Origin of the sequence: Bradyrhizobium australafricanum, assembly GCF_020329495.1 — a bacterium.
GTDB lineage: Bacteria > Pseudomonadota > Alphaproteobacteria > Rhizobiales > Xanthobacteraceae > Bradyrhizobium > Bradyrhizobium australafricanum.
In genome coordinates this window covers 41,454-64,859 of sequence record NZ_JAGKJL010000019.1, presented here as the reverse complement: position 1 = coordinate 64,859, position 23,406 = coordinate 41,454, and the positions used below count along the sequence as shown (strand labels likewise).

Genomic DNA, 23,406 nt, shown 5'->3' with positions numbered 1-23,406 from the left:
ATCGACCAATCTGTCTTGACCATAGTTGTCATGACAACTATAGAGTCATTCCAAGATTGGCGATCAAGCCGGGCTGTTCCCGCCGTAAAAGACGCGAGCCGTGACGCGGCTCTGCGGGCGACCTTTCACGGCCGGCGGTTAGTCGAAGGGAGGACGTTTTGAACGCTGCTTCGCAGACCCATGCGGCAAGGCTGAGCGAGATTTCCCGGCTCATCGACGACCGCCCCGGCGAACGCATCTTTGAAGTCGATCGCCGGATCTTCACCGATCCGGACGTGTTCGACGCCGAGCTGCGATATATCTTCGAGGCCACGTGGAATTTCATCGGCCTGGAATCCCAGGTCGCCCGGCCCAACGATTTCGTCACCACCCATATCGGCCGGCATCCCATTCTGGTGATGCGGAGCGCTGAGGGAAAAGTCGGCGCCTTCCTCAACACCTGCCGGCATCGCGGAACGATCGTCTGCCCGTTCAAGCAGGGCCGGCAGAAGTTTCACGTCTGCCGCTATCACGGCTGGGCCTACGACTCGGGCGGGCGCAACGTCTCCGTGACGGAGGAAGCGAGCGGCCAGTATCCGCCGTCCTTCTCGAACAGCAATCACGACCTTCTTCCGGTCGCGCGGCTGGGTTCGTATCGCGGATTCCTGTTCGCGAGCCTCTCGGCCGACGTTCCGCCGCTGGAGGAATTTCTCGGCGACACCCGCGCGTTCCTCGACCTCATCATCGATCAGAGCGACAGCGGTGAGGTCGAATTCGTGCCGGGCGCCAGCATCTACACGTTCGATGGAAACTGGAAGCTGCAGTTCGAGAACGGTCTCGACTACTATCACTTCGCGACCACACACAGCTCCTACGTCGATATCCTGAAGAAGCGCAATGCAAGCGCCGGACCGGATGCCGGATTCACCGCGGAGCCGGAAGGCGAGCAGGAAGGGCAAGGCAGCTTCAGCTTCGATTACGGCCACGCCGTCAACTGGTCGATCAAGCGCACGCAGCTCTATGGCCGGCCGCTCGGCGTGGATCCGGCGCGTCTCGACGCGGTGCGGCAGCGCGTCGGCAGCACCCGCGCCAAATGGATGCTGCGCCAGCGCAACCTCACGATTTTTCCCAACCTGCAGGTCATCGACATCCTGTCGGCGCAGGTGCGAACCTGGCGGCCGCTGGCACCCGACAAGACCGAGATGGTGTCGCATTGCCTTGCTCCGGTCGGCGAAAGCGCCGCGGCGCGCACGCTTCGCATTCGCAACTACGAAGATTTCTTCAATGCCTCCGGGCTGGCAAGCTCGGACGACAACGTCATGTACGAGTTCTGCCAGACCGGCTACGACGCGACGACCGCCGCGCCCACGCAAGGTTATCTGCGCGGCGTCGCGGAGGTCGGCCACGGCGAGAGCGCGCACACGCGCGAGCTCGGCATCACCCCAACCGAATGGTCGTTCGGTCCCACCAGCTTCGGCGGCGAGACGAATTTCCATCCCGGATATCGCGAGTGGCGCAGGCTGCTGCAGCACGCCGCCGGGGAGACGGCGTGATGGCGGCCAACGCAATCAGGGAAACCGATGCCCGCGCGGTCGCAGCCGCGGTCATCTTCCGCGAGGCCCGCCTGCTCGACACCGGCGAATGGGCCGACTGGGTCGCGATGTACAGCGAGGATGCCGTCTATTGGGTGCCGGCCTGGCTCGACGAATACACCACCACCAATGATCCCGACACGCAGGTCTCGTTGCTCTACCACGATGCGCGGCGCGGGCTGGAAGAGCGGATCGCGCGCATCGAGTCGCGCAAATCGATCACCGCGCTGCCGCTGCCGCGCACCGTGCACCAGATCTCGAACCTGGAAGCGTCGGAAACCGGCGCTGATCAGATCACCTGCCATTCGGTGTTCTCGGTCCACGTCTACGACCCGCGCATGGCCAAGGAGCATCAGCGGCACGGACGCTACGAGCACACACTGCGGCGTGACGGCGAGACCTGGAAGATCGCGCGCAAGGTCATCACGCTGGTCAACGACCGCGTCCCGACCGTGCTCGATTTCTACAGCATTTGAGAGGGCACATGACGGACGATCAGGGAACATGGCACGAAGCTGCCGCACTCGGCGCGCTGAACGAGGGCGAGCCGTACGGCATCGAAATCGGCCGCCACCACGTCGCGCTCTATCGCGTCGGCAATGAGTACTACGCCACGAGCAACATCTGCACGCATGCGGAGGCGCTGCTGTCCGACGGCATTCTGGAGGGCTGCGAGATCGAATGCCCGCTGCACATGGGCCGCTTCGACATCAGGACCGGCGAGGCGCTGACCAGCCCGGTCGAGATCGACATCCAGACCTATCCGGTACGCGTGGCAGGCGACAGGCTCGAAGTCTGCCTGCCCGTATAAGACAACCATCAAAAATCAAGAATCGGGGGAAACAGGGATGACCGAAGTCGTGATGGACAAGGCGGCGATGACGACCGCCGATCCGCAGATCGAACGCACCACAATCCGCAAAGTCGCGCTGCGCCTGATGTGGTTCGTCATGGCGATGTACTTCCTCGCCATTCTCGACCGCGGAAACATCTCCTTTGCCGCACTGCAGATGAACAAGGAGCTCGGGCTCAATGCCGAGAAGTTCGGCATCGCGGTCGGCATCATGTACTTCACCTATTCGATCTTCGAGATCCCGAGCAATCTCATCCTCAGCAAATACGGCGCGCGCGTCACGCTGACGCGGATCGCGATCCTGTGGGGCATCGCCACCATGCTGATGGCGTTCACGCAGGGCCCGCTCAGCCTCTATGCATTCCGCGGCTTCCTCGGATTTGCCGAGTCCGGCCTGTTTCCCGGGGTGATGCTGCTGCTGAGCCTCTGGTTTCCGTTCAAGTACCGCGCCCGCTACAACGCGATGTTCAACTATGCGGTGCCGATCTCCTATATCTTCGCGTCGCTGATCTCCGGCGCGATCCTCGAGCTGAACGGAACGTTCGGCATCTCGGGCTGGAAATGGCTGTTCATCCTCGAAGGCCTGCCGCCCGTCATTCTCGGGATCGTCGGCATCTTCTATCTGACCGACCGCCCGCAGCAGGCGAGCTGGCTGTCGACGGCGCAGCGCAACTGGCTGACCAGCGCGCTGGAGCGCGACGCCAAGGCGACCGGGGTGGTGCATGCCGAAGGCGTGCTCCGGACCATCACCAAGCCGATGGTGCTGCTGTTCGGCCTGTGCAATTTCGGCCTGTTCTGTGGCCTGGCTTCGCTGTTTCCCTGGCTGCCGCAAATCATCAAGTCGTTCGGGCTGCCGAATTCACAGGTCGGCTTCGTGACCGCGATCCCGCCCGTCGCCGGCCTGATCGGCATGATCGCGTTGTCGCGGCACTCCGACCATATCGGTGAGCGCTTCTATTATGCGGCCATGACCTTCGTGATCGCGGCGGCCGGCTTCGCGATAGCAGCCTTTTCAACAACGCCGGTCTGGATCATCATCGGATTCATGGTTGCCAATGTCGGTGTCTATGGTACGCAGGCCGTGTTCTGGACTATTCCCCAGTCCTACATGTCGCGGCAGAGCGCGCCGGGCGCGATCGGCCTGGTCAGCACCATCGGCAGCATCGGAGGCGCCACCATCCCGATCGTGATCGGACGCGCCAAGGACGCCTCGGGCAGTTTCACCATCGGATTCCTCGTGGTAACAGGCGTTCTCCTGGTCGCGGCGACGTTGGTCTTGATCGCACGCACCCAACTCGTGAAAGAATGAGCAGTCGCACCGCCACAAATCGTACCAAAACCCCTGCCCCGCGCCGCGCCGCGCAAGAGGATGCGCGCTCGGAACTGGTGATCGATTTCGAGCGCTACGTGCCCACGGTGCTGTCCAGCCTGGTCGCGAAATTGCGCGCCAACGCCAATGCCTTCTTCCCGCAGGCCTACGGCGTATCGCTCGCGGAATGGCGGGTGCTGTCCTTTCTCAGGGAGCATGAGCCGGCAAGCGCCTACGACATCTGGACCAATGCGCAACTGGACAAGGCCGTCGTCAGCCGCGAGACGACCTCGCTGAAGAAAAAGGGCCTGATCGAGCTGACGCCGGTGCGAGGCAACGCCCGGAACCGGACCGAGATCCGGCTGACATCGCAGGGCGTGGCGCTGCTCGACCGCAGTCTGGATGAAATCCTGCGCCGGCACTGCAACCTCACGGCCGGCCTCGACGCCAAGGCGCTGGAGAGCTTCTTCCGGGTCGTGGCGCATATCGAGCACCGCATTCCCCACATGGCCGACCAAACCTCGAACGCCGTGCCGGCCCATGCGCCGGTCAAACGCATTGCGAAGCGGAGGCCGCCGACCGGCGCCTAGCGACACTTGTCCGGTGAGGAACCCCGCGCAATTTATGTTTCAGTAAGCAAGTTGTAGCTAGGATCGATCAGTGAGTTGCGTATGGGAGACTTCCAGTGATCGACTTTGACGAACTTCGTAGTATCGCCGCGGATGTTCGTATCTTTATCGACGCGTCGGAAGACAAGGGTGGCGCCTTGAAGGCCATCATCGAGGCCTACGACGTCGTTCTCGGGATTTTCCCGGCCGGCCAGGGAATGGATCTTCACGTGGTCAAGGGCAACGAAGTCCTCAACCACATCGCGCAGACCCAGGCCTCGTCGGGCTTTACCCACACCGCCATCGCATTCCAGACCCGTGAGCAGGCTGTTGCGCTTCAGCAACTGATGGCCGCCTAGCCACCGGCGCTGCGCGCCCCTGTTGTGGGGCGTGAGGCGATCGCATCGGCGATCGCGCGACCCGATCGACGACCGAAGCGGCCCTGGACGATCGAGGGTCGGATCAAAATTCCTCACCCTGCATCTCAGGGCACCGGTAGATCAAGCAGCGGTGGCTGAACCGCGTTGCGCAGCCGTTCAGCATGGTATTGCGCGACGCAATCCCCGGGGTACTCGACCAGGAAATCGGCAATGCGCAGCGCCGCCGCGGCGGGCTCCGCGTACCGGATCGAACCGTAGACGGCTTCCCAGCGCGCGCAGAACGTCAGCTCCGAATCGCCGCGTTCGCCGCACAGCTCGTAGACCGTGATCGCGTCGGCAAAGCCCTTCGGCCGGATCTGGTCGACGCTGCGGAACGCGAATCTGTGTTCGGCGAGCGCCTTCACGGCTGCGCTCACCAGGACCTGCGTGCCGTAGTTCTTGTTGAGGCCTTCGAGACGCGAGGCCAGATTGATGGTGGCGCCGAGCGCGGTGTAGCTCATGCGGGCGGCGGAGCCGACATTGCCGACCACGGCATCGCCGAGATGCAGGCCGAACCGCGTGCCATAGGCCGGCCAGCCTTCGCTGCGGAACGCCCGGTTGAGCTCGGCGTTGCGGTGAACGCAGTCCAGCACGGCCTCGCAGGCATGAACGACGTGATCGGGATCCTCGTCCGGCGCGTTCCACAGCGCCATCACCGCGTCACCGATGAACTTGTCGATGGTGCCATGGTGTTTCATGATCGCCTCCGACATCGCGGCGAAATAACGCGAGGTGAAGATCATGACCTGCGAGGGGTCCGCCTTCTCGGTCTTCGCGGTGAAGTCGGCGACGTCGGTGAAGAGAACCGTGACCTCGCGCCTGATGCCGCCGAGCTGCAGCGAGGCTCCGGACTGCATCAGCTGACGGACGATCGGCTGCGGAATGAAGCTTGAGAAGTTGCGTACGACGGTGCGCATCGTAAACACCGAGCGGCCCAGTTCATCGATCTCGTCGATGGCCGATTGCATCCGCGGCCGGTCGGCGAGCTGAAAGCGCTGGATCTCGTCGGTCTGCCGCGCCAGCTCGCGCAGCGATCGGGCGAGCAACGAGCCGAGCCAGAACGCGAAGGGGAGCATCGCGATCACAAAGCCGAGCGCGATGGCGAACAGCGCGCGCCGCTCCGAGATGATCTTGGCGAAAAACTCGTCGAGCGGGGCGACCACCGCGAGGTGGATGTTGGCCGCACCGGCCGTCTCGATGCGGTGAAAGGCCGCGACAAGGGTCCGCCCGTCGGCGTCGGTGAAGAACTGCTGGGCGAGCCCGTCGGTGCGCCAGGCCTGGATCGCCGCCGACAGGCCGGGAAGCTTGATGGCATCGATCCGGGGCAATGCGTCGCTGCGTTCCGTCATCAGCTCGCGCATCTCGGGATGGCCGACGATGCGGTCGGCGTCGTTGAACAGGAAGGCCAGCCCGGATTTTCCGAGCTTTTGCCGGCTCAGCATCTCCTCGAGACGATTGAGCAGCAGGTCGGCGGCCACCACCCCGCGGCGGCCCTCCCTCAGCGGCGTGCGCAGCGTGTAGCCCGGCTCTCCGGTCGCGTAGAACACATAGGGCCCGGTGAGCAGCGTCTTGCGATCCTTTAAGGCGTCGACATACCAGGGACGCCGCCGCGGGTCGTAGCTGTGCGGCCCCGCCACCTCGGCGACCTGGGTCAGGTTTTCCGACAGGAACAGCGTGACCGGCGCCGCGGCGGCCGCCCCGGAGCGGGCAATGACGACGACGCGGTAGACAGCGTCGGCGGCGACATTCAGCGCCGTGCGGAATTGCGGCTTGGCGCGATCGATGACGTCCATCTCAAGGAAGGAACCGTCTTCGTACCCGACATAGAGATTGAAGATCTGCGGATTGTTGCGCAGCATCGAGGCCAGCAGCGCGTAGAGCCTGACATTATCGGCGACGTCGGCCTCCTGGATGGCCGGAATTCCCGCCAGGATCTCGAGGTTGTCGCGCACATTCTTGAACTGCGCGTCGATGCGATCGGCGCCGATCTGGCCCACCTTGTCGATGAAGGTGCTCGCAGCCATCTGCGTGATCGACGAGACCCGCCTGAAGCTGAGATAGACCAGCGTCAGTCCGACCACCAGTACCGCGGCGATGACCACCGTGATGATCGAGGTACGGAAGCCGATCCGAACCGGCCCCCGGCCGGTCTCGCGCGCATCACTCATCGAGCTCGTCGTTCGCCTCCCCTAATATTTGCGCACGATCGGCTTGGTCGGTGTCGTAGCCGGCGCGGCAGGCGAGAGCTGGAACGTCACCCAGGCCGTCCACCCCTCGGGCCGGTTCTCGGCGGCAAAATCCTTGTAGCCACGAAGGTTCAGATAGCCCTGATAGCCGTCGGCCACCGGAAAGATGAATCCGACCTGCGGGCCGATGCCGGCGACGCGTCCCTTGAAATCACCGAGCGTCGCGCCGGCACCGCTGTCTCCGGTGAGCTGCTGGAAATAGTAGCCGGCGACACCGACATGCACATTCTTGGCGACGAACTTCGAAAGTCCCCAGTCGACGTGGAAGTCGATGCCGTTCTGGTACTGCAGATCCTTGTTCATTCCATTGTAGGTGACGCCCGCCAGCACCGAGAACTCCTGGCCGGTTTCCGGATTGAGATAGGTATAGGCGCCGCCGACGTCGATCGCAGTGAATCCAAAGCTGAGATTGGCGAGGCGGCTGCTGTCATAGGTCCCGCTCGGGATGTTGCCGAAGATGTAGACCATCTCGTTGTTGACACCCTGATTCCATTTCAGCGTGCCCTGGTAGAAGACATCCGAGACCGTGTTGCGGTTGTCGGTTGCGACGCCCGAGACCGTATTGCCCCGCGGCCCCGTCAGCGTCGCGTCGACGCCGACGCCGATATTTCCCGGTGCGGCAAGGAAGGTTACGGCGGCCTGGCCTCCAAGCACGGACTGAGCCCAGGTGTAGGTAAATCCTTCCACGAGAACGTCCGCATGCGCGTTGAGACCGGCGACGACCGATCCGGGCACCCGGTTTCCGATCACGAAATTCTTGCCCGCGTTGGCGCTTTGGTCGAGATGAATGTAGATCGTCTCATAGGCCCAACCGGGCATGGCCGGCGCCGCGGTCAGGCTCGCGAACGCGCCGGGCAGCCAGAAGCTCACTCCACCGGCGTCGGCCAGCGCCGTGCGCGGCATTGCCGACAGCGCGAGCGCGCCGATGATGCCCAATGCGGCGCACCTGTGATTTCTGACTATCCTCATCCTGATCTCCCCCCTTCGTTCAAGCCATCCTAGCGGATTCGCGCGCGCTTCAGTTAACCGCCTGCGCCTCGGGGAACTTCCATTTGCCGTTCAGGATTTCCGCACGCGGCCGGTAGAGCCGGACCGTGTAGTTCCAGCCCTTCATGGTCGGCAGGCAATTCGGGAGCTTGCCGTCGCAGTCGCCGAACTGGACCGCGATCGAGCCATCAGCGGACTTCTTTGCCGTGATGTTGTTCAGCGTGTAGGCGTCATAGGGATTCTTCTCGAAATATCCCTTGGCATTGTAAACGCTGATCGACCAGAACGCGTCGACCGGGACGTCGCGGACGGTCAGCTTGTAGACCGTCGTGCCGTCGTTTTTGGCGGGCGTGACGCTCAGATAGGTGGCGTCCTTGTCGGGATTGCCACCCCAGCCGGCGGCGGTGCCGATCAAGTGCCTCACCGGGTCGACCTGCCCCTTGGCTCCGAACGCGCGGGCGAAGCCGCCGGTATGGTCATTCAACACCAAAAGCGCATCGCGGATGCTCTTCTGGCTGGCCTGGTCCCAATTCGGCACCTCGAACTTGCCGGAAGCCTTCTGGCTGATCTTGATCGCGTCTTGCAGCGCGTGAACCTGAGCGACGTCCTTTGGGTCGTTGGGATCGACCAGCGTGCGCAAAGCGAGCAGCATGTAACGCGTTCCGGCCTTCGCCTTGTCGTAGGTGAAGCTACCCGCGTGATATTCGATCTTGCCGATCACATAGTGATCCTCATTGATCGCCATCAGCGAGCGGAAGCGTTTACCTGCATCTGGCAGCGTAATGGTCACCGGGCCGGCATTGAGGTCGAACACACCCGACGAGTAAAGCGTATCGCGATTCGCCCGGATCACCGCCTGCTTGTCGATCGACATCGGCCCGCGGCGGTGGAAGAGCTTGCCGGTCCCGCCCGCATCCTTGACGTTGTTGCCGAAATAGAGATCGGACTCGGCACGGGCAAAATTGTCGACCGTGACAGGCACCGGCGATTGCGCGAGCGATGTGCTCTGGCCCGCGAGGCAAAGTACACCGGTCAACAGATATCTGAACTTCACTGCTTCGCTCCATTTCCGACCGTGGCATTGATCTTCTCCACGTCGGGCAGCTTCCACACCTTGTCGAAAAACTCCTTCTTTGGCGCGTAGAAGCGCGCCATCAGCTCGAACCTGCGCGCGGGGTCCGTCGGCAGCCAGTTCGTCTCCTGCCCGGCCGGAGCCGCCGGCCCGATATAGATGTCGACTGAGCCATCCGGGTTCTTCTTCAGGTCGGGGATTTGCGAGGACCGGCTGGCCCGAGCGACGTTCTTGATCAACGCATGGGTCTCGCGATCGTAGGCGGTCACCGACCAGTATTGTTCGACCGGAACATTGGCCGGGACGTTGAGGCGATATGTCTTGCTGCCGTCGAAAGCATCGCCTGCCTTGTCGCGAATCGAGATCGCGTAGAACTGACCGGCGCCCAAACGCTTGATTCCGATATAGGCGTAGCTGTAGCCGACAGCGCGACTGTCGGTCGGATATGCGTTCGGATCGGCGAACCCATCGGCGTAAGCCTTGACGACGTCCGGCGGCGCCGGGAGTGTCCAGCGGCTGGTCTCGGAGAAGAACGGCGGGAGGCCGGCGTCGTATTTCGCCGCCAGCCAGGCGCCCGCCTCCTTCGCCGCCGAAGCAAGCACCGTCTTCATCGCCTCGGACGGCGCGAACGGCTTTCCTTTCTCGATGCCGATCGACTTCAGGCTATCGATCATCACCCGATCCCGGTCGATCCACGGCTCGTCCTGTATGATGCGATTCAGATGTTCGAAGAAAGCCGCGTCGTAGCGAATGGTGGAATCGAAATCGATGTCCTCCACGTCGCTGAACACCGTCGCCGGTGGGCTGGCCGCCTGCGCCAGGGGATAGACCTTCATGCGCCTGCCGTAGGCGATCGCGGCCTGGACGTCAGCGTCGCCGTGGCTCTTGAGGTTGGAGCGCAAAAGCATGTAGCCGCCAAACGTGTCGGACTGCAGCGCGATGTAGCCGTCGGGCTTCGGGCCGTTGTAGCCCGGCGGCAGAATCAGGAACTTGCCGCCAGCACCCTTGTCGACGCCGAGCAGGCCGGCATCCTCGAGCGGCATCTGCCATACCGTGACGATATTGCCGTTGAATGAACCATTCACATCGCCAGGAGGGAGATCGAGCACGATCGGACCATTCCGCGTGTCGAAGAACGTCATGAAGTACAGCGCGTCCGGATTCGGTGTCAGCGTCTGGTTGTGCCAATCAAGCGGACGCCCCCAATAAATCACCTGCCCCACCTTGCCCGGCGTCCTGGTCAGCATTTCCTGCCGCATCAGGTCGGTATTGACCGCGGGAATGCCCCAGATCACGGCTTCAACGGCGCGGCGCTCGATCAGACGGCGATTGAGATCGTCGCTGGACGGCGTTTGGGCATACGCCGATACAGTCGACATCATCAGCGCAAGTCCTGCGGCGATCAATGGCTTCATGACAATCTCCATCCCTCAAAACGGATTCACGTAATTGACGATCGCGAGTTGCCGCAGGATCACGCGGCGCACGACGTGGGTCGGCCTCAGATGGTCGGTGTAGATCGCCGCCGTTCCGGTCGAGCCGGCCGGCAGGCGGTTGGCGAAGGCGGCATCATCGAGCTTGACGCGCACGACGAACGGCACCGTCTCGATCGCCTTCGGGAGGACGGCGGTGCCCGAGGTCGTGGCCTGGCCGGTCGCGACCGCCTGCAGCACGCTTTCGACCTTCCCTGAGTAAATCTGCCCGGGCGCGAACTTGAAGGTCACCTCGACCTCCTGCCCGGGCGCAACGTAGCGCGCATCGATCTGGTTGATCTCGACGCCGATGATGGTGTTCGAAGTGTCGATGAACGCCATCACCGGCGACAGCGGCAGGTTCGCCACCCGCGCGCCCTTGCGCAGCGCGAGGTTGGTGACGTAGCCGTCGGCCGGCGTGCGTACCACCGTCTTGTCGCTGTTCCACTGCGCGGCCTCGAGCTGGCCGCTGAGCTGATCGACCTCGGACTGCCGCTGCTCGACGTCGAAGCCGCGCCCCGCATCGCGCTCATAAAGGGTCGTCATTTGCGCCAGCCGCGTCTTCGACAACTTGAGCTGCGCCGTGATCGCCTTGACCTGCGCGTCATAGGGCGTCGGATCGATCTTGAACAGAACGTCGCCGGCCTTCAGCGGCACGTTGGCGACGACGGGCACCTCGGTCACCTCGCCGGCGACGTCAGGCACGATCGACACCGCGTTGCGCACCACCAGCGCCGAGCCCTGCGGGGCGCCCCAGCCCATCGGCACCAGCAGGCCGAACAGCAGCAGCACCAGCACGATGAAGGGAGACGCCGTCCAGAACAGGTTGAAGCGCACGATCTTGAAATGCACCAAGAGGAACAGCAACACCAGATAGACGTTGAAGATCGCGACACCCATCACGCATCTCCCGTCCGGCGGGGCGCCGGCACATCGACATAGGCCCAGATGAACGCGATCGGCCACAGCGCAAAGCCGCAGATCAAGGTGATCCAGCCGGCGACCATCACGGCCTGCGCATAGGGGTGATTGCGGGACTTCGCGATATGCCCGGGCAGCCAGCCGGCGATGCAGAACACACCGATCGCGCTGGCGACCAGGATGATGAGCACGATCCAGGCGAAGATGTCGTAGCCGCTCATGGCTTCGCCTCCTTCGCGGCGCCGGTTAGAGGCGGAAACACCACCTTCCAGTCCTGCTTCATGTCGACCACGGTCCAGCCGCCCGCGGCGGCCGCGTCGAGCGCCTTGTCGAGCTTGCCGACCTTCGATTGACGATCATAGGCGTATTCGCGAACCTCGTCGGTGTGGTGCACGATGCCGGCGAAGCGCGCGCCCGATCCCGCCACGGTCCATTGCAGCATCTGCAGATCGCCATCGGAGTTGCCGAACGCGAAGATCGGACGGCGGCCGATGAAGCGGTTGATGCCGACCGGCTTGCCCGGGCCGTCGTCGATGAACTCGACCTTGGCCTGCTTCATCAGGACCGGCTTGCCGTCGGGGCCGACCTGGAATTTGACCACGCCGGACGAGCCGACCACCTGCTCCGGCGGGATGCCGTACACCTTCTCCATCCACGGCCTCATGAATTCGACGCCGCCGCCGGAGACGACAAAGGTCTTGAAGCCGTTGGCCCTGAGATAGGCCAGCAGCTCCAGCATCGGCTGGTAGACCAGGCTGTCATACGGCCGGTTGAAGCGCGGATGCCTGGCGGTCGCGAGCCAGTCGCGCACCGAATTGGCGAACGCGTCGGTGGTCATGCCGGCATGCGTCGCCGCCACGATCTGCAGCAGGCCCTTCTCGCCGCTCGCGGCCAGCGCCTTGGTGTCCCTCTCGAGAAACGCCTTGAACGGTTGCCGCATCTTCCAGTCCGGGTGCTCCGGCGCCATCGCCTTGACGCGGTCGAACGCGAAGGCGAGCTGGAAATAGAACGGCTGCTCGGTCCACAGCGTGCCGTCATTGTCGAATGTCGCGATGCGCTCGGCCGGCGGCACGTAGTCTCGCCCGCCCTGCGTCGTGACGCGCGCGACGAAATCGACGATCGCCGATTTCGCCGCGCCGTCTTTCCAGGATGGCAAGGGATCCGCCGGCTGCGCCACCGCAACGGAGATGGCCACAAGACACGCAAGCAGCACAGCGGCAAGCCGAACCATCATCGCACTTTCCCTCTTTCCGTCCGTTGCTCTTCCCGCATCACTGCGGCTTCATGCGTTCGAGCTCGTTGAGCCGCTTCAAGGCCGCTTGCTGTCGAAGCAGTCCGTAATTGATGCCGCTTGCGTTCAGCGAACTGCCCCCCTGATAGGGGAACTGATCGAAGTCGGAGAAGAACTCCTTGATCTTCCCCTGCACGGGTACGATCAGCCACATGTTCTGGGCGAGGAACTGGATCGCTCCGCCGCCTTCCTCCATGCCGCGTTCGTAGGGGTCCATGCGCAGATTGGCGATCAGCGCCCATGAGGGCACTTCGCGGGTGGCGGTCGCAATATTGCCCTTCGATGCGACGGCAAAGCTCAGCTTCCAGTCGTTCCACCGGAGCGCGTTGAGGTTGCCGCCTTGGTCGAAATAGTAAATCGCATCGCGGGGCGGCTCCTTTGCCTCTCCCTTGAAGAACGGCATGAAGTTGTAGCCGTCGAGATGAACCCTGAAGCTCTTGCCGCTTGCGCCGGCAAATCCGGCCTTCATCTTGTCCTTGATGTCCGGAATCCCCGCCGCTGCGCACAGCGTCGGGAACCAGTCGATCAACGAGATGATCTCGTTGTATTGCGTTCCCGGCTTCACCACGCCCGGCCATCGCACCATCATCGGGATGCGGAAGCCGCCCTCCCACGTCGTACCCTTCTCTCCGTGGAACGGCGTCATCGCCCCATCGGGCCACAGCGCGATCTCCGCGCCATTGTCCGTGGTGTAGAGAACGATCGTATTATCGGCGATGCCGAGATCGTCGAGTTGCTTGAGCAATTCGCCGACCATTCCGTCGTGCTCCACCATGCCGTCGGCGTGAATGCCCTTGCCGGTCTTGCCGAGGGATGACTGCTTCAGGTGCGTGAAGACGTGCATGCGCGTCGAGTTGAACCAGACGAAGAACGGCCGGTCTGCCCTGGCCTGACGGCCGATGAAATCCTTGGCAGCGCCCAGGAATTCCTCGTCCACCGTAGGCATGCGCGCTGTGTTCAGCGGGCCCGTGTCCTCGATCTTTCCATCCGCCGACGACTTGATGACGCCGCGCGGACCATATTGCTTCCGGAAGTTCGGGTCCTTTGGATAGAAATAGCCTTCCGGCTCCTCCTCGGCGTTGAGGTGATAGAGATTGCCGAAGAACTCGTCGAAGCCGTGCTTGGTCGGCAAATGCTCATCGCGGTCGCCGAGATGGTTCTTGCCGAACTGGCCGGTGGCATAGCCCTGGGTCTTCAGGGTGTCGGCGATGGTCGGCATCCAGTCCTGGATGCCATGGGGATCGCCGGGCATGCCGATGGTAAGCAGGCCGGTCCGGAATGGCTCCTGCCCGAGGATGAAGGAGGCGCGGCCTGCCGTGCAGCTTTGCTGACCGTAGGCATCGGTGAAGATGGCGCCCTCGCGCGCGATCCGGTCGATGTTGGGCGTCCGATATCCCATCATGCCCATGGTGTAGGCGCTGATCTGCGGGACGCCGATGTCGTCGCCGAAGATGACGAGGATGTTCGGCTTGCGGCCACCGGCCGGCGCCGCGGCGGGCGCGGCCTTCTGGGCCTGCGCGAGAGCCTGCGACGTCAGCGCCGCCGTGGCAGCAAGCGATGACGTGCCGAGCAGCACGGCTCGGCGATCGATGGTCGAGGCACCGCAATCGGAATTGGCGCCGGCGTCATGTTTCTTCGTCTCACTCTTCATTCGATACTCCTGAGTTGCTCTAGGGTTGCTCGCTCCGGTGATTACGAATCATGCGTTCTGCTCGATCGGTCTCAATGTGCTTCGTTCATCTGGCGGGCTTTGGTCGACCAAGGGACGTGGTGGAGGAAAGCCCGACCGGATTCAGGTTCTGAAGTAAGCGCGTGTCTTCGCGGCGTCTCGCCCGCCGACGCAGGTTGCGCCGGGCACCGCCGACCTGGCGCAGCAGCCGGTGCGGTGACCAGCGCGCCGCGCCGGCAGACGGCGCGAACAGCTCGCGCTCGACCGCGCCGATCTCGTCATCGAGCGCGGCATCATGAGCAACGGCCTTGAACGCCTCGACCGTGTGCTGCGGCGCGACCGGCTCGAACCGCTGCAGCCAGTCGAGCAGCGCGAAGTAGACCGCCTTGGCATCGCCATGGCGCGCGGCCCGCCGCAGCTCGCTGAAGGCGAACGCTTCCGAGCGCAGGTAGGCCTCGCGATGCCGGCGATAACGCGCCGCGATCGCGCGGACCATCCGCGGCATCAGCCAGCCGAGCCCGGCAAGCGCCAGCAGCACGGCCGCGGCCGACTTCCAGCGATCGGCGACGACATCACGCAGCGCGCCCCATGACATGCGTGGGCGGGAGGTGCCGACTGAGGACGCGCCGCCGGCTGCGGGGTTCGCCTCCACGTGCAGCGTCACCGGATCGAGATGCGCCACATCGATGCTTTGCGCGCTGGTGTTCCACCAGCGCAGGTCGATCGGCGGCAGCACGTAATCGCCGGCCTTCTCGAGCATGTAGACGCCGCTGTCGGTGCGCGCCGAGGACAGCACATCGGTGCGCCCGTCGGTCTTGTCCTGGAGCGACGGCTGCGCAGGATAGAGCTTGAGTCCGTCGAACGCCGTGAACTTCACCGGCGGCAGCAGCATCGCCGGAATGCCTTCGGCCTTGATAGTGACGGTCCGCGTCACGGCATCCCCGGCCTTGAGCTGGTCCGACGATCGGTTGACGGTCTGCTCGATCGACAGATTGCGCGCGGCCAGGAACGGCTGCAGGGCGGAGGCCGCGTCCGGGATGAAGGCCTCAAATGCGATCGGCGGCAGCGCGAGCGTGGCCTCGCGCGTCGCCGGCGGCTCCGCGGCGTATTTGATGGTGATCGGCTGGCCGGCGATCGCGTAGCTGCCCGGCTCCTGTGGATGGATGGCGAATTCGAACCGGACGCCGGCATAGGTCACACCGTCCCGCTGCTCGTTCTCGTTGATGCTCCGCAACTGACGGGTCACGGCGTTGCGGACCTGGAAGTCGGGCAGCTCGGGCGGCGCCGTCATGTAGTTCGGCGCCAGCACATCGATCCGCAGCGCGGCCGCCTGCCCCACCACGACGCGCGGCGGATCGATCGTCACCCGCAGGATCGGCTCCGGCGCGCTTTGCTGGGCGAGCGCCGCGCAGGATATGAGCAGTCCGAGCATCAGGGCTACGGCGGCGAGCGGGTGCCTCATGGCTTCGCCCCCATCGGCCGCGCCGCGTCCTGGATCGCGAATTTCAGCTTGAGGAAGTCAGCCGGCGTGGTCTGGACCTGACGCATCCAGGCTTCGGCGGCGCCGGCCGTGGTGAGATCCGTCGGCTTCACCTCGATCCGCTTGCCGCCCTTCTGGGTCGGGTCGACCCGCATCTCGTCGGCCTTTTCGTCCGGCGGCGCGCTGTCGTCCTGCTCCTGCTTCTTCCGCTTCTCCTCTTTCGCCTTCAGCACCGCTACCACGATGGCACGGTTGGTCTTCGCGGCGACATGGCCGGGCGCGATCTTCAGAACCGCATCATAGGCGGCGATCGCCTTCTCATAGGCGTGGTTCTGCGCCTGGGCGTTGCCCAGCGCGAAGCGTCCCTCGAGCGTATCGACATGCGAAAATTCCTGCGCGGCCGTCAGGAAGTCGAACGCCCGATAGGCGGCGATGCCGCGCCACATCGGATCGGAGAAACGCTTGGCCGCGGTCCCATAGTCGCCGCGATCGAAGGCGATGCGTCCTTGCTGATCCGGCGTCAGCCACAGGTCGGCAAAACGGCGCGGCTCCTCCGCCCTCGCGGACGACACGTGCGACAGACAGATGAAGGCGACAACCCAGGCCACCGTCGTGCCGCGCCGGAACCAGAGCAGGCTGAGCAGCGCAATCGGCAGCAGCAGCCAGAAGCCCTCATCGCGCCATTGCGTACCGAACGCGTCGCCCTGCGCGGCCTGATAGCGGGTTTCGATCCCGCGCTCGAGCGCCGCGATGTCGGCGTCGTCGATGCTGACCTGGACGACGTCGGAACCGAGCGCGAACCTTTCGCCCCTGTTCGGGGTGACGCTCAGCTTGACCAGGCCGTTCCGTCCGGCGGCCTGACGAACCGCTCCCTCCTCGTCACCGCCGTCGTCGGCGACAAGCAGGATCGTGCCGGGCACGGTTTCGGTCGCGAGCGCCTCCGCGGCGAGCGCCACCGCCGCGACGGCGTTCTTCCCGGGCGACGGTATCAGGCCCGGGGCAAGCGCGGCGAGGAAGGGTTCGATGACGGCGCGATCGTCGGTCAGCGGCATCACCAGATGCGCGGTGCCCGCATAGGCGATCAGCCCCGTGCGCGCGCCGGCGCGCGCCGCAAGCAGATCCCTGATCTTCTGCTTGGCGCGTTCGAGCCGCGTCGGCGCGACGTCGCTCTGACCCATCGTTGCATCGAGCGACAGTGCGATCATCAGCGGCGCCTTGTCCTCGACGAAGGGCGGCAGCTCGCGCCGCCAGGTCGGGCCCGACAACGCGACGATGCCGAGCGACAGCGCGGCGGCGACCAGATAAAGCGGGCTGACGCCGCGTCCCGCGCCCGGTTGCACGATGAGATGGTTGAGCAGATGCGGCGCGATCACCCCGCCCCATTGCGCCTGCGGGCTCTGCCGCCACCGCACCCACGCGAAGACGGCAGCGACGGGAATCAGCGCGAGCAGCCACAGCGGCCGCAGCAGATGGAATGGAATCGCGGCCGCGTCATGCATGGCCGATCGCTCCCCTTCGCCCCAGCCCGCTTTCCAGCGAAAGGCCGAGCCACAGCAGCAGCGACAGCATCACGGCGGCGCCGAGCGGCCACTGGAACAGCGGCTGCTTCGGCCGCCATGACAGCGTATCGAGCTTGGCCGGCGCGAGACGGTCGATGTCCGCATAGATCGCCTGCAACTGCGCACCGTCCTCGGCACGGTAGAAATGGCCGCCGGTCGTGGCGGCGACCGACCGCAGCACGCCGAGATCGACGCGGTTCTCGCCGGTCGCGGCCGGATCGCCGACGCCGATCGTGTCGATCACGAGGCCGTTCTGGTGCGCGATGTCGGCGGCATGCTCCGGAGGGACGCGGCTCGCCGTATCGTTGCCATCGGTGAGCAGGACCAGAAGCTTCTCGCGCGCCTTGCTTGTCTCGAAGGTCTTGATCGCAAGCCCGATGGTGTCGCCGATCGCAGTCTGCTGTCCGGCCATGCCGACCTCGGTCTGCGCCAGCAGCGCGGTCGCGGTCTGCAGATCCTGCGTGAACGGCACTTGCACATAGGGCCTGGTGCCGAACAGCACCAGCGCGACGCGGTCGCCGTGCCGGTGCGCGATGAAATCCGTGACCACGCGCTTGACGCCGTCGAGCCGCGTCAACATCGCGCTGTCGCTGCCGCGGAAGTCGCGCTGGTCCATCGAGCCGGAGATATCGATCGCGAGCATGAGATCGCGCGCCGAAACCTCGCGCGTGACGGGATCACCGACCCATTGCGGCCGCGCCAGCGCCGCGACGACGAGCGCCCAGATCAATGCGGCCGTCACCATCTGGATGCGCCGCCGCTGCAGCACGACAGCGCCGCGCTGCGGCGTCTGTCCGGTTGCCGCCGCAAGGTGGTCGAAGAACGGCACCATCACTGAGGCCTGCCGCGCGCGATACGGCGGCAACAGCCACCACACCAGGATCGGCAGCGGCAGGAACGCGAGCATCCAGGGCCATGCGAACTCAAACATGGTGCCCCCTGATCCAGCGCCGCACCAGATCCTGCAGCGCCGTTAGATCGCCGGCATCCGCCGTCGTCCGCCCGTACGGCGCGGTCGCGAGCAGCCGTCCCGCGCCTTGCGAGAATTCGTCCCCGCCATAGCTGCGGTCGAGGAACGCAAGCCAGCCCGCGCCGGCAAGTGGCGCGACGGTTTCGCGCGGAAAGGCATCGAGCGCAGTCTGCCGCACCAGCAGCGCGAGGCTCGCGGCCATTCCCTCCGGGACGCCGCCTTGTGTCTGCAGCAGCCGGTCAAGCTCCGCGAGCGCCGCGCGCCGATAGCGGTTGGCGCGGAAACGCCGCAGCAGGCGCCACGTCGCAACAACAACGCCCGCGGCAACCAGCACGATCACGATCCGCGACGCCCATGTCGCCGGAAGCAGGCTCACCGACGGTGGCAGCGGGATATCGATCAGGCCCGCGACGGGATCCACAATGCCGGGTTGGGTGTCAGCCAAGAGCCGCCTCCGCTCTGGTGTGACCGCCACCGCGTCCGTGCCGGGCCGGCAGCCCGCCCAGGAGACGCCGGATTTGCGGCGCCGTTTCCTCGGCTGTGCTCAGCGGCAGCACCGGAATGCCGAGCTCGCGCGTCCACGCGAATACGCCGCGCAGCCGCTCCTGCGACGCCTGCGCGATACTCTTGCGGACGCTCTCGCGGCCGACCTCGAGCTGAATCTGCAGCTCGCCATCGGTGACGGTCATCCGGCTCGAGGCAGGCAAATCGCTTTGCAAGGGATCGTGGACCAGCACCGCGACCACGTTGTTATGCCGGGCGATCGCCCCGATCATCCGGCGCGTCGCGCTATCCGCGCCATCGAAATCGCTGATCAGGATCACCGTGGCGTCGTGCATCGTCCGCCGCTCTGCATGTTCGAGCGCCCGGTTGAGCATGCCTGACGCCGGAACGATGCCGCGGCCGACGCCGAGCGCCTGGTTCTGCGCGACGATGGTGGACAATATCTGCAACACCGTCGCGCGACTGCGCCGCGCCGCCAGCTCGACGACATCGCTGTCATTGAACACGATCGCGCCGATCCGGTCGCCGACGCCGAGCACACGCCAGGCGCCGATCGCGGCGGTCTCGGCCGCGGTGACCGACTTCATGGCGCGCCGGCTGCCGAAGAACATCGACAGCCGCTGATCGACCACGAGCAGCGCCTGACGGTCGCGCTCCTCGTTGAAGACGCGCACATGCGGCTTCTGCAGCCGCGCCGTGACCTTCCAGTCGATCTCGCGGACATCGTCGCCCGGGCGATAGTCCCTGATCTCCTCGAAATTCAGCCCGCGGCCACGCATGCGCGAGGCGAACCGGCCGGACAGCAGACTATGCACCGGCTGGCGCGGCAGGAACGAAACCCTGCGATCCCTGAATTCGAGCGCGATCAGATCGTCGAGGCTGACGTAGACACCGGGCGTTCTGGCTGATGTCTCCGTCATCATGGCCCTCACGCTGCAGCGACAAGCTCGGTGATCTTGTCGATCACCTGGTCGGGGCTGATGCCCTGCGATACGGCCTCGTAGCTCAGGATCAGCCGATGCCGCAGACAGTCGTGGATGACGGCGCGGATGTGGTCGGGCGTGACGAAATCCTGCCCGTCGAGCCATGCGCGCGCCCGCGCGCAGCGGTCGATGGCAAGGCTGCCGCGCGGGCTGGCGCCGATCTGGATCCATTTGCTCAACGGCTCGCCGTAGCGGCCGGGAAACCGCGTCGCATAGATCAGGTCGACGATATATTTCTGCGCGAGGTCGGAGACGAAAATGCCGTCGAGCTCGCCGCGCGCGTCGAGGATCGCCTGCTGCGGCACCGGCGGCGGCTCGGCAGCTCCGGCTTCCGGTTTCCGCGCATTCTCGGCGCGATTGAGCTTGATGATCTCGCCTTCGGTCGCCTCGTCGGGATAGGTGATCACGACATGCATCAGGAAGCGGTCGAGCTGCGCCTCGGGAAGCGGATAGGTGCCCTCCTGCTCGATCGGATTCTCGGTCGCGAGCACCATGAACAGGTCAGGCATCTTGTAGGTCTTGCCGGCAACGGTGACCTGACGCTCCTCCATCGCCTCCAGCAGCGCCGACTGCACCTTGGCCGGCGCGCGGTTGATCTCGTCCGCGAGCACGAGGTTGGCGAAGATCGGCCCCTTCTGGAACTGGAACTGGCCGCCCTTCTCGGTCTGCAGGTAGATCTCCGCGCCGGTCACGTCCGACGGCAGCAGGTCCGGCGTGAACTGCACGCGCGACAGGTCGGCGGCAAGATTCTTCGCCAGCGTCTTCACCGCGCGTGTCTTGGCTAGTCCCGGCAGACTTTCGATCAGAAGGTTGCCGTTGGCCAGCAAGCCGATCAGCATGCTCTCGACCAGATGATCCTGCCCGAGCACCGACTTGCCGATGCGCGCCTTGAGATCGAGCACGGCGTCGCGGGCCGCCGAGTCCTTGGCAGTTCGCCGCGCCGGGGCGGCCGCTAACTGTGTTGCGGCGTGGTCTGACATTGCACTACGGCTCCTTGGACCCCGTAAACCACCTGTAATAGGGGTTTCGCCTCGCCGCTTGGCTGAGGCTCGCCATCTCGCGCGCGTAAGCCTGCCTGTTGCCTGCATAGGCGCTGAGGCCGGCACGATAGAACGCATCAAGATCTCGCCTTTCGCCCAGCAGCGAAGTGGTGAATTGCTCGTCCGCTCCCTTGAGCGGCGGTTCGCTACGGTACTGCCAGATGTGCGAAATCGTCCGGCTGAACTCGTCCGGACGAACCCATGTCGCGTATTCGATCCGCGGCCTGTCGTCCGTCACTGCCGGCGCGTCCGCCGCGTAGCGCTTGAGCCCGTCGCGGTCGGTGATCCAGGTTGCGATCAGCGCCGCGACCGAGTTGACGCCGACCGCGGAAAGCGCCGCGGACGTCTCGGGCTGGTTGAATCTCGCGCTGATGCGCTGCGCATCCAACTGAATCGGACGACGCGACCCGACAAGCAACATCTCATGCAGCTCCGATGTCCACAGAGACGCGTACGGAAACACATCGATGAAGCTGCGAACCAGTGCGCGCGTGTCCTCATCGTTCTGCGTTGGCAGCGGCAACCACTGCGCGACAATCCCGTCGTCGTTCAGTCGCGACGAAGCCAGGCGATAAAAGTCGCGAGAATAGAGATTGACGACGCCCACCGCCGATGGCGGCGGCGGCTCCAGCGTGATCAGGTCGTAGGTCTGGCTCTCGCGCTGCAGGAGGCGACGGCCGTCGCCCAAGCGCTTCTCCAATCCCGGGTCGGTCGCGGCGTTGAAGGTGCCGTCGAATATCGGAGCCGCGCGAAGGACCGCCGGGAGCAGCTCACCCACCACCCTCCTGTCGAGAGCAGGGAATTGCGAGAGAGCGCCGGCCGTAATGCCCGTGCCGTAGCCGATCACCAGGGCTGATTTCGGCTCGCCGTTGTGAATGATGAGAGGCAGCAGCGCTTGCAGCCGCATGTAGCGCAGCGACGGCATCGCGTCGCCGGAATTGGATACGCCCTGGATATAGAGCCGGCGGAAGCGGCCGGTGTTGACCACCGCGACCGTCCCACCCGGGCTCTCCTCATAGAACATGATTTTTCCCGAACGCGCTGCCGGCAGCAATTGGGCAAATCGGTCGGACGGCGTGGCGACCGCAGCGACGATGCAGGCTGCGCCGACCGCGACTGCCAGTCCAAGGCCGGTGCGGCTCGAGCGACCGCCCCAGCAGGCCAAGACACCCAGCAGGCTGGCACCAATTGCGAGCAATGCCAGGGTATGGACAAGCCCGAGCCAGGGCAGAAGCACGAAGCCGGTGAGAAGCGCGCCGCCCACACCGCCCAGCGTATTGACCGCCACGACCGCGCCAACGTCCTGCCCGATGTGCGCATCCCGCACCACCAGGCGCAGCGCCACCGGAAAGGCCGCCCCGAGCAGCAAGGTCGGCACGAATACGATGCAGAACGCGGCCACCGCGAAGCGGGCGCACATGCCGGCGAACTGGTTCTCGGTGAGGCGGAGCACGAACGCCTCGGTCGCTGTCTGCGCGACCACGAGCCAATGGCCAAGTGCCGCGATCTCGATCAAGGCCAGGAACCCGGCGGCGGCGATCAGAAGGCCAAAGACACTCCAGGGATCGCGGATCCGGTCGATTATCCGCGCAACGATCGCGGCGCCGGCCGCAAGTCCCGCGAGGTACGTGGCAAGCACCACCGAAAACGCGAAACTGCGCGTACTCATGAACTGAACGATGGACTGGGACCAGACGACCTCATAGCCGAGGGCAATTGCACCGGCGGCGGCATAGAGGGCAACGGCCAATCCGACCCGGCGCGGTTGATGCGCTGCCGCGCCGCGGGCAGGCCTGATCCTCGCCGAAGCCAGGGGAATGCGGCCGAGCACCGTCGCTCCCGCCGCAGCGAGGACATTGAGTGTCGCCGCCGCGACCGAGGTCCCTTGCACCCCGAACAGCGGAATGAGGACAAACATCGGCAGCAGAGCGCCAACAATCGCGCCGGCGGTGTTGGCGGCGTACAGCCGGCCACCGACGCGGCCGGCATCGCCAGAATTCTGCAGCACCGCACGCACAAGGACCGGTAGCGTCCCACCCATCAGAAGCGGGGCGATGCCGACCAGAACGAACACCATGGCCCATGCGAGCAGGCCGCTCGCGCTCTCGATCGCCACGAAGACCGGCGCAATATTCGCCAGGATCAATGTGGTGGCGACGCCGGTTATGCCGATGCCGATCTCGATCGCGATGTAGAGTTTCGCCGGCTGGCTGGCGCGGTCAGCCCTTCCACCAAAGATCAGGCCGCCCAACGCCAGGCCGGTAAAGAAGGCGCTCACGGCGGTCGTGATGGCATAGACATCAGCGCCGACGACCAGCGAGAGCTGCTTGATCCAGATCACCTGGTAGATCAGGCCGGCGGCACCCGAGACGAATGCCAGCGCCGCTGCGACAAGCCTCCGGCTCGCACCGGCGTCCAGATTCTTTCGCTGTGCTCGGGTCGCGGTCGATGC

At 64.9% G+C, this 23,406-nt stretch carries 21 protein-coding genes; 6 read left to right on the top strand and 15 right to left on the bottom strand.

What is annotated here, in order from left to right:
- Positions 1-158 precede the first annotated feature (158 nt).
- From J6525_RS18625 to J6525_RS18600, 6 genes are all read left to right on the top strand, one after another.
- Positions 159-1,532 carry an aromatic ring-hydroxylating oxygenase subunit alpha gene (locus J6525_RS18625; protein WP_225645734.1) on the top strand — a complete coding sequence of 458 codons (1,374 nt, stop codon included), beginning with the start codon at positions 159-161 and terminating at the stop codon, positions 1,530-1,532.
- Complete coding sequence (locus J6525_RS18620; RefSeq protein ID WP_225645733.1) at positions 1,532-2,047, top strand: aromatic-ring-hydroxylating dioxygenase subunit beta; 516 nt, start codon at positions 1,532-1,534, stop codon at positions 2,045-2,047. The genes J6525_RS18625 and J6525_RS18620 overlap by 1 nt, the downstream gene beginning before the upstream one ends.
- An 8-nt stretch (positions 2,048-2,055) precedes the next feature.
- A complete protein-coding gene (locus J6525_RS18615) occupies positions 2,056-2,382 on the top strand; it encodes a non-heme iron oxygenase ferredoxin subunit (RefSeq protein WP_225645732.1) in 327 nt (108 codons plus the stop codon).
- Positions 2,383-2,419: 37 nt separating this feature from the next.
- Entirely contained in the window at positions 2,420-3,733 is a 1,314-nt protein-coding gene (locus J6525_RS18610) for an MFS transporter (protein ID WP_225645731.1), read from the top strand.
- Positions 3,730-4,323, top strand: coding sequence for a MarR family winged helix-turn-helix transcriptional regulator (locus J6525_RS18605; protein ID WP_225645730.1), 594 nt, complete (start codon positions 3,730-3,732; stop codon positions 4,321-4,323). The genes J6525_RS18610 and J6525_RS18605 overlap by 4 nt, the downstream gene beginning before the upstream one ends.
- Before the next feature lie 95 nt (positions 4,324-4,418).
- Positions 4,419-4,700, top strand: coding sequence for a hypothetical protein (locus J6525_RS18600; RefSeq protein WP_057021052.1), 282 nt, complete (start codon positions 4,419-4,421; stop codon positions 4,698-4,700).
- Between the two features lie 125 nt (positions 4,701-4,825).
- On the opposite strand, the gene J6525_RS18595 is transcribed toward J6525_RS18600, so the two are convergent.
- The 15 genes from J6525_RS18595 to J6525_RS18525 all read right to left on the bottom strand — a co-directional run bounded on the left by J6525_RS18595 (position 4,826) and on the right by J6525_RS18525 (position 23,307).
- Entirely contained in the window at positions 4,826-6,928 is a 2,103-nt protein-coding gene (locus J6525_RS18595) for an adenylate/guanylate cyclase domain-containing protein (RefSeq protein ID WP_225645729.1), read from the bottom strand.
- Between the two features lie 21 nt (positions 6,929-6,949).
- Positions 6,950-7,975: a SphA family protein gene (locus J6525_RS18590; protein ID WP_225645728.1), complete on the bottom strand. Its 1,026-nt coding sequence runs from the start codon at positions 7,973-7,975 to the stop codon at positions 6,950-6,952.
- 49 nt (positions 7,976-8,024) lie between these two features.
- Positions 8,025-9,047, bottom strand: a complete 1,023-nt coding sequence (locus J6525_RS18585; RefSeq protein WP_225645727.1) for a DUF1254 domain-containing protein — start codon at positions 9,045-9,047, stop codon at positions 8,025-8,027.
- Complete coding sequence (locus tag J6525_RS18580; protein ID WP_225645726.1) at positions 9,044-10,480, bottom strand: DUF1254 domain-containing protein; 1,437 nt, start codon at positions 10,478-10,480, stop codon at positions 9,044-9,046. Before J6525_RS18580 ends, J6525_RS18585 begins: the two co-directional genes overlap by 4 nt.
- A 15-nt stretch (positions 10,481-10,495) precedes the next feature.
- Positions 10,496-11,437 (bottom strand): HlyD family secretion protein, encoded by a 942-nt coding sequence (locus J6525_RS18575; protein WP_225645725.1) that lies wholly within the window; start codon positions 11,435-11,437, stop codon positions 10,496-10,498.
- Positions 11,437-11,679, bottom strand: coding sequence for a DUF3302 domain-containing protein (locus tag J6525_RS18570; RefSeq protein WP_225645724.1), 243 nt, complete (start codon positions 11,677-11,679; stop codon positions 11,437-11,439). The genes J6525_RS18575 and J6525_RS18570 overlap by 1 nt, the downstream gene beginning before the upstream one ends.
- Positions 11,676-12,692, bottom strand: coding sequence for an HAD family hydrolase (locus J6525_RS18565; RefSeq protein WP_225645723.1), 1,017 nt, complete (start codon positions 12,690-12,692; stop codon positions 11,676-11,678). Before J6525_RS18565 ends, J6525_RS18570 begins: the two co-directional genes overlap by 4 nt.
- A gap of 37 nt (positions 12,693-12,729) precedes the next feature.
- Positions 12,730-14,400 carry an arylsulfatase gene (locus J6525_RS18560; RefSeq protein ID WP_225645722.1) on the bottom strand — a complete coding sequence of 557 codons (1,671 nt, stop codon included), beginning with the start codon at positions 14,398-14,400 and terminating at the stop codon, positions 12,730-12,732.
- Positions 14,401-14,485: 85 nt separating this feature from the next.
- Positions 14,486-15,880, bottom strand: a complete 1,395-nt coding sequence (locus J6525_RS18555) for a BatD family protein (protein ID WP_225645721.1) — start codon at positions 15,878-15,880, stop codon at positions 14,486-14,488.
- Entirely contained in the window at positions 15,877-17,397 is a 1,521-nt protein-coding gene (locus J6525_RS18550) for a VWA domain-containing protein (RefSeq protein WP_225645720.1), read from the bottom strand. Before J6525_RS18550 ends, J6525_RS18555 begins: the two co-directional genes overlap by 4 nt.
- Entirely contained in the window at positions 17,390-18,388 is a 999-nt protein-coding gene (locus J6525_RS18545; protein ID WP_225645719.1) for a vWA domain-containing protein, read from the bottom strand. The genes J6525_RS18550 and J6525_RS18545 overlap by 8 nt, the downstream gene beginning before the upstream one ends.
- Entirely contained in the window at positions 18,381-18,872 is a 492-nt protein-coding gene (locus J6525_RS18540) for a DUF4381 domain-containing protein (protein ID WP_176937044.1), read from the bottom strand. Before J6525_RS18540 ends, J6525_RS18545 begins: the two co-directional genes overlap by 8 nt.
- Positions 18,865-19,851 carry a DUF58 domain-containing protein gene (locus tag J6525_RS18535; protein ID WP_225645718.1) on the bottom strand — a complete coding sequence of 329 codons (987 nt, stop codon included), beginning with the start codon at positions 19,849-19,851 and terminating at the stop codon, positions 18,865-18,867. The genes J6525_RS18540 and J6525_RS18535 overlap by 8 nt, the downstream gene beginning before the upstream one ends.
- Positions 19,852-19,859: 8 nt before the next feature.
- Complete coding sequence (locus J6525_RS18530) at positions 19,860-20,894, bottom strand: AAA family ATPase (RefSeq protein WP_225645717.1); 1,035 nt, start codon at positions 20,892-20,894, stop codon at positions 19,860-19,862.
- Between the two features lie 4 nt (positions 20,895-20,898).
- Complete coding sequence (locus J6525_RS18525) at positions 20,899-23,307, bottom strand: fused MFS/spermidine synthase (protein WP_225645788.1); 2,409 nt, start codon at positions 23,305-23,307, stop codon at positions 20,899-20,901.
- Between the last annotated feature and the right edge of the window lie 99 nt (positions 23,308-23,406).